Source organism: Gammaproteobacteria bacterium (assembly GCA_036383255.1).
In the GTDB taxonomy this organism is placed as follows: domain Bacteria; phylum Pseudomonadota; class Gammaproteobacteria; order Natronospirales; family REEB76; genus DASUBN01.
On the sequence record DASVOS010000018.1, the window covers coordinates 266203 to 277943 of the forward strand.

Annotated in this window: 10 protein-coding genes; 4 read left to right on the plus strand and 6 right to left on the minus strand. The window is 67.9% G+C overall.

The window, feature by feature from the left end; genetic code table 11:
* Position 1: 1 nt before the first annotated feature.
* On the minus strand, positions 2–685 hold the full coding sequence (locus VF651_12355; protein ID HEX7966494.1) for a 3-deoxy-D-manno-octulosonic acid kinase: 684 nt from the start codon (positions 683–685) through the stop codon (positions 2–4).
* 21 nt (positions 686–706) lie between these two features.
* Between VF651_12355 and VF651_12360 the strand changes: the two genes are divergently transcribed.
* A complete protein-coding gene (locus VF651_12360) occupies positions 707–1777 on the plus strand; it encodes a glycosyltransferase family 9 protein (GenBank protein ID HEX7966495.1) in 1071 nt (356 codons plus the stop codon).
* Between the two features lie 99 nt (positions 1778–1876).
* On the opposite strand, the gene VF651_12365 is transcribed toward VF651_12360, so the two are convergent.
* Together VF651_12365 and VF651_12370 are read right to left on the minus strand one after the other, a co-directional pair.
* Positions 1877–3232: an ATP-binding protein gene (locus VF651_12365; protein ID HEX7966496.1), complete on the minus strand. Its 1356-nt coding sequence runs from the start codon at positions 3230–3232 to the stop codon at positions 1877–1879.
* Positions 3229–3954, minus strand: coding sequence for a response regulator (locus VF651_12370; GenBank protein HEX7966497.1), 726 nt, complete (start codon positions 3952–3954; stop codon positions 3229–3231). The genes VF651_12365 and VF651_12370 overlap by 4 nt, the downstream gene beginning before the upstream one ends.
* A 257-nt stretch (positions 3955–4211) precedes the next feature.
* On the opposite strand from VF651_12370, the gene VF651_12375 reads away from it, so the two are divergent.
* From VF651_12375 to VF651_12385, 3 genes are read left to right on the plus strand one after another with little or no spacing between them, the layout of a single operon-like run.
* On the plus strand, positions 4212–5342 hold the full coding sequence (locus tag VF651_12375) for an efflux RND transporter periplasmic adaptor subunit (protein HEX7966498.1): 1131 nt from the start codon (positions 4212–4214) through the stop codon (positions 5340–5342).
* A complete protein-coding gene (locus VF651_12380) occupies positions 5339–8467 on the plus strand; it encodes an efflux RND transporter permease subunit (GenBank protein HEX7966499.1) in 3129 nt (1042 codons plus the stop codon). Before VF651_12375 ends, VF651_12380 begins: the two co-directional genes overlap by 4 nt.
* Entirely contained in the window at positions 8467–9186 is a 720-nt protein-coding gene (locus tag VF651_12385) for a dienelactone hydrolase family protein (GenBank protein HEX7966500.1), read from the plus strand. The genes VF651_12380 and VF651_12385 overlap by 1 nt, the downstream gene beginning before the upstream one ends.
* A 13-nt stretch (positions 9187–9199) precedes the next feature.
* Here VF651_12385 and VF651_12390 read toward each other — a convergent pair whose 3' ends face one another.
* The 3 genes from VF651_12390 to VF651_12400 all read right to left on the minus strand — a co-directional run bounded on the left by VF651_12390 (position 9200) and on the right by VF651_12400 (position 11731).
* On the minus strand, positions 9200–10072 hold the full coding sequence (locus tag VF651_12390) for a hypothetical protein (protein HEX7966501.1): 873 nt from the start codon (positions 10070–10072) through the stop codon (positions 9200–9202).
* Between the two features lie 165 nt (positions 10073–10237).
* Complete coding sequence (locus VF651_12395) at positions 10238–10657, minus strand: DUF1761 domain-containing protein (GenBank protein HEX7966502.1); 420 nt, start codon at positions 10655–10657, stop codon at positions 10238–10240.
* Between the two features lie 36 nt (positions 10658–10693).
* On the minus strand, positions 10694–11731 hold the full coding sequence (locus VF651_12400; GenBank protein HEX7966503.1) for an isoaspartyl peptidase/L-asparaginase: 1038 nt from the start codon (positions 11729–11731) through the stop codon (positions 10694–10696).
* Positions 11732–11741: the final 10 nt, after the last annotated feature.

The window sequence follows — 11741 nt, forward strand, 5'->3', positions numbered from 1 at the left end:
ATCAGGCGGCGCGATAGCCTTCCAGCAACGCCGCCCAGTCGCCGGCGTCGGATGCCCTGCCCAGCAGTCTGTCCAGGGAACGCCTGAGGCGCGCGAGGTTCTCCTGCTTCCAGTCGCCGCTGCGGCGGCGCGCTCCCCGGTCGAAGTCGATGAGATAGACCTTGGCCTCCTCGTCCAGGAGCAGGTTGTGGGCGTTCAGGTCCGCGTGGCACACGCCCGCGTCGTGGAAGCGGCGGATGCAGGCGCCGATGGCGCCCCAAGGGATGCGCCTGGCATCGCCCTGCAGCCTTTCCGCCAGTGAACGTGCCTCGCCGATGCGGCGGGTGATGAGGTCGGCCCTGTAGAAGAGCCCATGGCGCGTGACCCGCACCGCCACCGGCTGGGGCACCGGCAGATCCTCCTTATATAGGGAATCCAGCAGCCGCCACTCGCGCCACGCGCGGGTACCTTCGAGACCGGTCCAGAGATAGAGGTCGGCGGAGAGCTTCGCGGCGAATCCGCCGCGCCGGTAGTGGCGCAGCACCCACTGCTCGCCGCCGCGGTCGAGGATCCAGGCGCTGCCGCGTCCGCCCACTGCGTTCACCGCCCCCGTGGGCGGCATGAACAGCGCGGTGTCCGCGTGGTCAAGTAGGGCGTCATCGTATAGGATGGCCACGTCGCCTGATCGCTGCATCTTGGCTGCCATCACGGTCCTCGAAGCATGTCCATGGCCGCTCCCGAATCCTTGTGCCTGATCCGCCTCTCGGCGGTGGGCGACGTGTGCCACACGCTCCCGGTGGTACGCACGCTGCAGGCCGCGTGGCCTGATACGCGCATCACCTGGATCATCGGGAAGCTGGAAGCGAGCCTGGTGGGGGACATCCCCGGCATCGAGTTTATCATCTTCGACAAATCCCAGAACCCGTACCTGCAGACGCGCCGCGCGCTGAAGGGCCGCCGCTTCGGCCTGTTCCTGCACATGCAGATGTCGCTGCGCGCCAGTATCGCGAGCCTGGCGGTGCGCGCGCCCGTCCGCCTTGGATTCGACAGGCAGCGTGCGCACGACCTCCAGTGGCTGTTCACCAACCGCCGCATCCCGCACCGGGACCGCCAGCACGTGATGGACAGCCTGTTCGGCTTCACCGAAGCGCTCGGCATCCGGGAGCGCGTGCTGCGCTGGGACATCCCGGTGCCCGGGGCGGCCGAGGCTTACGCCCGGGAGCGTATCCCCGAGACCAAGCCCACCCTCATCATCAGCCCCTGCGCGAACCCGCGCTTCCGCAACTGGCGCAGCTGGCAACCGGAGCATTACGCGGCGCTGGCGGACCACGCAGTGGCGCGGCACGGCATGCAGGTGCTGGTGACGGGCGGGCGCAGCGAGATCGAGCGGGCCTACGGCGAGCGCATCACCGCCCTGGCCAAGGGCGGTGTCACGGACCTCGTGGGCAAGACCTCACTCAAGGAACTCCTGGCGCTGCTCGGCCGCGCCACGGTGCTGGTTTCGCCGGACTCGGGGCCCGTGCACATGGCCACGGCCGCCGGCACCCCGGTGATCGGCCTCTACGCCACCACCAACCCGGACCGGGCCGGCCCTTACTTCAGCCAGCGTTGGCGCGTGGACCGTTATCCTGACGCGCTCAAGCAGTTCGACGGCCTCACACCCGAGGCCGCCCCGTGGGGCATGCGGGTGCGCGACCCCAAGGCCATGGACTGCATCGAGGTGGCGGACGTGACAGGAAAACTCGATGCACTGATGGCCGCGCGGGCACGCGGCGAGAAGCTAATCGGAATTCCCTGAAAGAAGGACCATTGAACCGTCGCGAGCGAAGGCAGGGCTAGGCGTGCATGACCGACTGCGAGTCCGAAGCCCAACAACGCCCTGCCGAGCGCAGCAGGTTTAACGGATAGGCAGCGTTAAGATCGCTTCGAGTCCACCTGCCGGATGGTTCTGAAGGGCCAGGGTCCCACCGTGCAGTTCCGCGATGTTGCGGGCGATGCTGAGACCCAGACCCACGCCGCCGCTCTCCTGGCTGCGGGCTGCGTCCAGGCGGTAATAAGGTTCGAACACCTTCTCCAGTTCGTCCGGCTGGATGCCGGGCCCCGCGTCCCGCACCCGGATCGCGGCCTCACGCCCCAGGTCTTCAACCGTGATGATGGCGCGTTTGCCGTAGCGGATCGCATTGGTCACGAGGTTGTCCAGGAGACGCCGGAGCGCATGCGGCCTCAGCGATACCGGCCGGGTGATCCTGCCCTGAAGCGTCACGTCGTAGCCCATGTCCCGCGAGTCCGTCTCCAGGCTCTCCAACAGCGCCATCAGGTCCACGCTCTGCAGCGGCTCCCGGTCCTCGAAGCCGCGCAGGAACGAGAGGGTGGCGCTGGTCATGTTCTCCATCTCCTGGAGGTCCCGCACCAGCTTTGCCTTGAGCTCCTCGTCGCCGAGCAGCTCGGCACGCAGGCGCAGGCGCGTGATGGGGGTGCGCAGGTCGTGGGAGACGGCGGTGAGGATGCGGGTGCGCTCGTAGATATAGTCGCGCAGGCGCGCCTGCATGGTGTTGAACGCCGCGGCGGCGGCCCGCACCTCCAGCGAGCCCTGCTCCGGCAACGGCGGGCGGTGGATGTCGCGGCCCAGCTCGTCCGCGGCGCGCGCCAGCGTCGAGAGCGGCCGGGTCAGCCAGTGCACAGCCAGGAACGAGAGCAGCAGCACCGAGAGCAGCAGCACCGTGAGGCTCAGCACCAGCCGAGCCGGGCTGCTGGTGAGCACCCAGGGGCGCGGATGGTCGAAGTTCACCCAGCTGCCGTCCTTGAGCTGCACCTCCGTGACCAGGTGGGAACTGCGTTCTATGTTCGGGGCATCCACCGGCACCGGCACGCCGGCGATGGCCTCCTTCGGCGTGCTCTCGGTCACCACCACACGCACGTCGCGCCCGCCCATGAGCTCCTGCAGCGCACCCTGGTAATCCGCGAGCTGCGGATCCGGCACGCCGCTGGCGCGGGGCTGCTGGCTCAGGCTCACCAGCATGCGCGGGGTGGTGATGATGCCGGCGATGCGCTGGCGCTCACCCACATCCAGGGAATCCATCAGCTTCACCGCCTGGGCGATGCGCTGCGCCCACTGGGCATCGCTGAAGTGGAACAGGGCTTGGTCCCGCTCATACAGGCTGATGTAGGCGCTGATGAGCTGCGCCACCAACAGTCCCGAGAGCAGCACCAGCGCGAGGCGTCCGTAAAGGGACTGGGGCCAGAGCCGGCTCACGCCTCCACCTCCACCGGCATGGCGAACACGTAGCCTTCGCCGCGCACCGTGCGGATGAAGGCGGGCACCCGGCCGTCGTCGCCCAGGCGCTGGCGCAGGCGGCTCACCTGCACGTCGATGCTGCGATCGAAGGGCATGTGGCTGCCGCGGCCGCGGATCATCTCGGTGAGCTGGTCGCGGCTCAGCACCTGCCCGGCGTGGTGCAGGAACACGCTGAGCAGCCGGTACTCGGCGCCGGACAGGGGCGTCACCACCGCGGCCGGCGACACCAGCTGGCGGGTCAGGGTGTCCAGCTTCCAGCCGGAGAATGTGAAATGGCGCGCCTGCTCGGCAGGCGCTTTCTCCGGCAGGGTGCGGAAACGGCGCAGCACGCTCTGGATCCGGGCCAGGAGCTCGCGCGGGTTGAAGGGCTTGGCCAGGTAATCGTCGGCGCCCGTCTCGAGGCCGGTGATGCGGTCCGCCTCCTCGCTGCGGGCGGTGAGCATGATCACGGGAAGGATCGAGCGGCTGCGCAGGCGCCGGCAGAGGCTGATGCCGTCCTCGCCGGGCAGCATCAGGTCCAACACCACGAGGTCGAAGCGCCGGTCCTCCAGCGCCTCGTCCATGCTCCGGCCGTCCGGCACCGCAGTCACCTGGAATCCCTCCCGCGTCAGGTACTCCGACAGCAGGTCGCGGATCTCGGCGTCGTCGTCCACCAGCAGGATGTGATCGCGTTGCGCCATGCGGTTCTGTCTGGGATGGGCGTCGCGGCGGCCGCCGCGAGCGGTATGAGATTCTATCCGCCGCATATCCACGCCGTGCGTTGCCGTGCCGGCGATTTGTATCAAAGTGTATCAGTCGGGAGCCAGTAACGGCGTGGTGCGAGAATAGCGGCCCGCGCAGTCAGCACCGCATATCACGCGCGTAACGCTCCTGCCGCACCGCATCCGGACATCGCCATGCTCCATTTCTCCAATCCGTCCCAAGTCAGGCCGCGGCCGTGATCGCCAGGCGCAAGGCGTTCTGGATCATCGGCGGCATCGCCGCACTGCTGCTGGTGCTGGTGTCGCTGCGCGTATGGGCCAACTACCGCGCCAGCCGGCACCATGAGGCACCCGGGAACCTGGTGGTGGACGCCGCCGTGGTGAAGGTGCAGCCCATGCCCGTCACGCTGCAGGCCATCGGCCAGGTGCTGCCGGAGCACACGGTGCAGATCAGGCCTCAAGTCACCGGCATGCTGAAGCAGGTGTACTTCACGGAAGGCCAGACCGTGAAGGCCGGCCAGAAGCTCTTCCTCATCGATCCCGCGCCGTTCCAGGCGGCGCTCGCCTCAGCCAAGGCCGCCGCCGACAGCACCCTGGCCAACGCGGACCGCATGCAGCCCCTGGTGAAGCGCGGCTTCGTCACCCCCCAGGACTACGCCAACGCCCGCGCCGCCGCGGACCAGGCCCAGGCCGCCTATCAGCAGGCAGAGATCAACCTCTCCTACACTGACATCCGTGCGCCCATCTCCGGCCGCACCGGCAGCCTGGCGGTGAAGTCCGGCAACGTGGTCGGCCCGGGCGATGCCAGTCCGCTGGTGGTGCTGAACCAGATGCAACCCATCCAGGTGCAGTTCAACCTGGCTCAGCAGTTCCTGCCCCGCATCCGGGAGTCCGACGGCCAGCATCCGGTGAAGGTCACCGTGACCCATGAGGACGGCAACGGCGTGCTGGACGAGGGCAGGCTCGTGTTCATCGACAACGCGGTCAACACCGGCACCGGCACCGTGATGTTCAAGGCAGGCCTGCCCAACCGGCAGGAGCAGCTCTGGCCCGGCCAATACGTGGGCGTGACACTGCAGCTCACCGTGCAGCCGCAGGCGGTGGTGGTGCCCCAGAGCGGCGTGCTGACGGGCCAGGAAGGCAACTACGTGTACGTGGTGGAGGCCGGCAAGGCCGAGCGCCGCGCCATCAAGGTGGACCGCCAGATGGGCGAGGTCGCGGTGGTGGCGGCCGGCCTCAAGGGCGGCGAGACCGTGGTGGCCCACGTGCCGCGCAACCTCAAGGCCGGCATGACGGTGAGCGCCGCCCCCGCGGCCGGCACCGCCCAGCAGGCCGAGGTCACCATGCCCGGCTCGCAGCCGCCATGAACCTGTCGGCGCCGTTCATCCACCGCCCGGTCATGACCACGGTGGTGATGGCGGGCTTGCTGGTGTTCGGCCTGTTCGCCTACGACGCGCTGCCGGTGAGCGAGCTACCGAGCGTGGACTTCCCCACCATCAACGTCTCGGCGAACCTGCCGGGAGCGAACCCGGAGAGCATGGCGGCCTCGGTGGCGACGCCCTTGGAGCGGCAGTTCAGCGCCATCTCGGGCGTGACCGCCATGAGCTCCAGCAACTCGACCGGCAACACCAACATCACGCTGCAGTTCGACCTGTCGCGCAACATCGACGCCGCGGCCCAGGACGTGCAGACCGCGATCTCCCAGAGCATCCGCCAGCTGCCGCTCAACATGCCCTCGCCGCCCACGCTCCGCAAGGTAAACCCTGCGGACTACGGCATCATCTACCTCGCCATCACCGCCGACAGCGTGCCGCTCACCCAGCTCGACGAGTATGCGGAGACTCGGGTGGCGGCACAGCTCTCGCAGATCCAGGGCGTGGCGCAGGTGATCGTGTTCGGCTCCTACCAGTACGCCACGCGCATCTACGTGAATCCCTACGCGCTCTCGGCGCGCGGGATGTCGCTCGACATGCTGAGCGATGCCATCAAGAGCAACAACACCAACCTGCCCTCCGGCACGCTGTACGGGAGCACCCACACCTACACCGTGCAGAGCAACGGCCAGTTGACGGACGCGGCCGCCTACAACCGCATGATCGTGGCCTACCAGGACGGCGCGCCTGTGCACCTCTCCGACGTGGCCGCCGCGGTGGACGGCGTGCAGCAGGACAAGCAGCTGACCACGTTCTCGGATGCGGACGACGAACACGGGAAACTCAAGCCTGCGATAGTGCTCGCGGTCAAGCGCCAGCCGGGCGCCAACACCGTGACGGTGTCCCAGGCGGTGCAGAAGCTGCTGCCGGAGATCACCCGCCAGGCGCCGGGTGACGCCAAGATGCACCTGCTCTACGACCGCGCCGGCTTCATCAAGGGCTCCATCGGCGATGTGCGTACCACCCTGCTCCTGGCCATCGCGCTGGTGGTGGGCGTGATCTTCCTGTTCCTGCGCAACCTGCGCGCCACCCTCATCAGCGCGCTGGCGCTGCCCACCTCGGTGGTCGGCACCTTCGCGGTGATGCAGCTGGCCGGTTTCAGCCTGGACAACCTGTCGCTGATGGCCCTGACGCTGGCGGTGGGTTTCGTGGTGGACGACGCGATCGTGGTGCTGGAGAACATCGTGCGCTTCCGCGAGAAGGGCGAGCCCAGCATGCGGGCGGCGCTGCTCGGCAGCCAGGAGATCGGCTTCACGGTGGTGTCCATGACGCTGTCATTGGTGGCGGTGTTCATCCCCATCCTGTTCATGGGTGGGATCGTCGGACGCCTGTTCAGCGAGTTCGCCATGACCGTGGGCATCGCGATCCTGATCTCGGGCTGCGTCTCGCTCACCCTTACGCCCATGCTCGCCAGCCGCTTCATCCGGGACAGCGAGCGCCACGGCCGGCTCTACAACACCCTGGAGTCCGGCTTCGACCGCATGCGCGAGTGGTACCGGCTGTCCTTGACCTGGGCCGTGGACCATTGGCCCGCCATGCTGGGCGTGGGCGGCGTGGTGCTATTGCTCACCTTCGTGCTGTTCGCCCTGGTACCCAAGGGCTTCATCCCCAGCGAGGACACGGGGCAGGTGCTGGCCAACACCCAGGCGCCGGAGGGCATCACCTTCGAGCAGCTCAATGCCATGCAGCAGCAGATCGCCAGGATCACGCAGCAGAACCCGGGCGTGCAGGCGCTCATGTCCAGCGCCGGCCAAGGCTTCGGCGGCACCTCCTCCAGCAACATCGGCCGCATGTTCATTGGCCTGAAGCCAATGCGCGACCGGAAGAAGGCTGACGACATCCTGCAGGAGCTGCGCAAGGCGGTGGCACCGGTGCGGGACATGCAGGTGTTCTTCCAGAATCCGCCGGCCATCAACGTCGGCTCGATCGGCAGCAACGCGCAGTTCCAGTACGTGCTGCAGGGGCCGGACATCGATTCCCTCTATGCCGCCGCGCCGAAGTTCGAGCAGCAGCTGGACGCGCTCCCCGGCATCCGGGACGTGAGCTCGGACCTGCAGCTCGACAACCCGCAGATCGACGTGCAGATCAACCGTGAGGCCGCTTCCAGCCTCGGCGTGAGCGCCGAGCAGGTGCAGTCCATCCTCTACAGCGCCTACGGCGGCCAGCAGGTGAGCACCATCTACGGCCCCACCAACGAGTACTGGGTGATGATGCAGCTCGCGCCCCAGTACCAGTCCGACATCGGCGCCTTGGATGCATTGTACGTGCGTGGCGCCGCCGACCGGCTGGTTCCGCTGCGGGCGGTGGCGGACATCAGCCCCGGCGTCGGGCCGCTGCAGGTCAACCACTACGCCCAGCTGCCGGCGGTGACCCTGTCCTTCGACCTGGACCCGGGCCTCTCGCTGGGCGACGTGACCTCGCGCATCGAGACCCTCGCCGACAGCAGCCTGCCCTCCGACATCAGCGGCAGCTTCGCCGGCAATGCCCGCACCTTCCAGCAGTCCATGGTGGACCTGCCGATCCTGCTCCTGGTCACCATCCTGGTGATCTACATGGTGCTGGCCATCCTGTACGAGCACTTCATCCACCCACTCACCATCCTCACGGCGCTGCCGCTGGCGATGGTGGGGGCGCTGCTGTCGCTGCTGCTGTTCGGGCAGGAGCTCAACATCTTCAGCTTCGTCGGGCTCATCATGCTGGTGGGGCTGGTGAAGAAGAACGGCATCATCATGGTGGACTTCGCGCTGCAGATCCGCCGCGAGAAGGGCCTCTCGGCGCGCGACGCGATCATCGAGGCCTGCCTGGTGCGGTTCCGTCCGATCATGATGACCACCATGGCGGCGATCCTCGGCACCCTGCCCATCGCGCTCGGCTTCGGCATGGGCGCGGAGGCGCGCCGGCCGCTCGGCATCGCCACGGTCGGAGGCCTGATCTTCTCGCAGATGCTGACGCTGTTCCTGACCCCGGCCTTCTACGTGGCCATGGAGCACCTCTCGGCGCGCTTCAAGCGTGAGCCGGAGGTGGCGGCCGCACCCGAGCCCACCGGCGGAGGCGAGTGATGCACAAGCAGGACAACCTGCAGGTAGCCGAGGACCTGGAGGGGTTCCTGGCGAAGCCGATCGGTAAAGGACCTTTCCCGGGCGTGCTGGTGATCATGGAAGCATATGGCCTCACCGGCCACATCCAGGGGGTGTGCAGACGCCTGGCGGAGGCGGGGTTCGTGGCCCTGGCGCCGGACCATTTCCATGGCGAACTCATCGCCTATGCTGATTCGGCGGTGGCCATGGCCAAGATCCCCACCCTGAAAGACGAGCAGCTCCTTAAGGAGATGGGCAAGGCGCTGGACTGGCTGGACGCACAACCGGACGTACGGCAAGACGCCCACGGCATCATCGGCTTCTGCATGGGCGGCCGGCTCGCGTTCCTGGCTAACTGCCGCTTTCCGCAGCGGCTGCAGGCGGCGGTGGGATTCTACGCCGGCTCCGTCGCGCCAGAGACCTCACCGGACCGTTTCGGCCGCACTCCACCCATCAGCGAGGCGGAGAAGATGCGCGCACCGCTGTACTTGGGTTATGGCGCCGAGGACGCGGGCATCACGCCCGCGGAGCACGCGCGGGTGGCGGCGGCCCTCTCCGCCGCCAAGAAGCGCTATACATTGGCGGTTTACCCAGGCGCTGGCCACGGCTTCCTCTGCGAGGAACGATCCGCCTACGCACCCGCGGTGGCGCCCGCCGCATGGCGCGATGCGATGGGCTTCCTGAAAGTTAACTTGGGCTGAGCCGCGCGGCGGCTTACAAGGCGTCGTCGAGGCAGATCTTCGCCAGGTGCTCGTGCAGGAGGCCGGTGTCCGCCTCCATGAGGTAGTCCGCCGGCTTGCTTGAGCGCAAGAGCAGTACTGCGGTCTTCTCGTTGACCAGGAAGGTCTCCCCTGCCTGGCCCTGGGCCGGCGCGATCTCCCATCCCGGCACCGCCACCACCGGCAGCACGTGCAACCGGTGGCTCAAACCCTTCACCTGCACGTCCGCGAGGGCGCGGGCGCTGCGCTCCGCCAGCGCGATGGTATCCAGCAGCGCGAAGCCGTCCTGGAACTCGATGGAACGGCCGTTGATGCGCGCCACATGGGAATCGCCCTTGCGAGGGCGCCTTGCCACCACCCGGATCGCGAACACGCCGCGGCTGCCCATCACCACGTGGTCCAGGGTGATGTCGCCCGCCGGCACGTCATGGAACACCCGGTGCCCTTGCACGGCGAGGCGCGCCAGGGTGCCGCCCAGGGCTGCATGGGCCCGCGCCGCGTAGCGGCACTCCCGCCAGGCCAGGGACTTGCGCACCAGGAACACCCACCAGGCGACGAATAGCGCGCAGGCGAGGCTGAACAGCACCCACATCCACACGCCCTCGAGGCGCGGCGTTCCGTAGAACCACAGCAACGCGCCGCCGGCGAGCGCGGCCACGGCTCCGGCGCCAAGGATCAAGAGGTCCTGCTCCACCGCCCGCAACTCGCGGCGCGATGCGGCGCCGGAGATGCTCTGCACCAAGTCGGGGAACGCTCCCTTGAATCGCAGCTTGGGCGCGGCGCGGCCGAGCAGCCACAGCAGGCCCCAGGCCATGGCGCCGGCGAACAGGGCAGCGGTGATGATGTTGATCAGGAGGACGAGTGGCATCGGCGCGGCGTTCCCCAAGGCAGCGTGGGCGCCGATTATGCCAGCGCGGTTACATGTCCACCGCGCGGCGACCAGAAAGGTCAAACCGATTTATAGGCCAGAAATCTTATGTCCAAAAGAGGAAGGCGTCCCTGCAGGGCGCCTTCCATGAGATCGCCGGCGGTTTCAGCGCCAGGCCGTGAGTATCAGGCCCATCACCACCAGGTACACGAGTTGGTACCCCGAATCCAGGAGGTAGGCCTTGAGCGGCTTGTCGGAGTACAGGTTGGCCGTGAGACCCACGGTGGCGACGAAGCCGAGCCACAGGAGCCCGCCCAGCTTGATGCCGGCCGGGATCGCGCTGATGTGGGTGATGCGCAGCAGCACCGCGAACATGAGGGCCATCACCAGGTAACAGGCGAAGGACACGGCATACGCCTTGCCGCCCCGCTTGCGCATGGCCTCGATCTGGTCGGCGCTGTAGCCGTTGAAGGCCACCCACTGCTTGCCGAACAGGAACGGCGAGTACCACAAGGCCCCGAGGCCGAAGGTGGCGACCGCGGCGAGCACGACGGCGAAGAAATTGACGTTCAGGTACTCCATCATCTCCCCTTCTCCCGGTTGACCGCTGACGCGCGGCGCTTATTCGTCCTTATAGATTGCCACAAATTCCTTTCCGGCGGTGTCGATATATGCCCGGTACATGCCCTCGGTGTTGAACGGCATGCGGATGTTGCCGTCCTTGTCCATGGCGATGGCGCCACCGCTGTCCGCGCCGCCCAGCTCGACCAGGTCGTGCAGCACCAGCTGGTCCGCCGCCGCCTGCACGCTCATGCCCTTGAAGCGCATCAGGTCCGAGATGCCCTTGGCGAGGCCGAGCCGGATGAAATACTCGCCGGTGCCGGTGCCGGAGACGCCGCAGCTCCTGCCGTCGGCGTAGGTGCCGGCCCCGATGATGGGCGAGTCCCCCACCCGGCCGTAGTATTTGTTGTTGAGCCCGCCGGTGGAGGTGCCGGCGGCGAGCTCACCGCGCCGGTCCAGCGCCACCGCGCCCACGGTGCCGAAGCCGCGGGCCGTGGTGCCCGGATACTGTTCGAGAGAGGCGCGGCGGTCGTCCGTCTCGGCCTTGAGGGCTCGCTGCAGCTCATCCCAGCGGCGCTGGGTGAAGAAGTAGCTGGCCGGCACCAGCGCCATGCCCTGGCTCCTGGCGAATTCCTCGGCGCCCTCGCCCATCAGCATCACGTGGGGCGTCTTCTCCATCACCAGGCGGGCCAGGTCGATGGGGTTCTTGATGTGCTCGACGCCCGCCACCGCGCCGGCCTTGAGGGTGCTGCCGTCCATCAGGGCGGCATCCAGCTCGTTCTTGCCGTTGTGGGCGAACACTGCGCCCTTGCCGGCGTTGAAGAGCGGCGAGTCCTCCATCACCCGGATCGCGGCCTGCACCGCATCCAGGCTCCGGCCGCCCTGCTTCAGCACGGCATAGCCCGCCTCCAGCGCCTTCTTGAGTGCGGCGCGGTACTCGGCGTCCATCTCCGGCGTCATGTCCTTGCGGGTGATGGTGCCGGCACCGCCGTGGATCACGATCGCGATGGGGTGGTCCGGCACGGCAGGCTCAGCGGCCACGCTCAGGGCCGGTTGCAGGAGCAGGACGGCAAGCAGGATACGCAGGATGTGCGGCATGGTCGGTCCC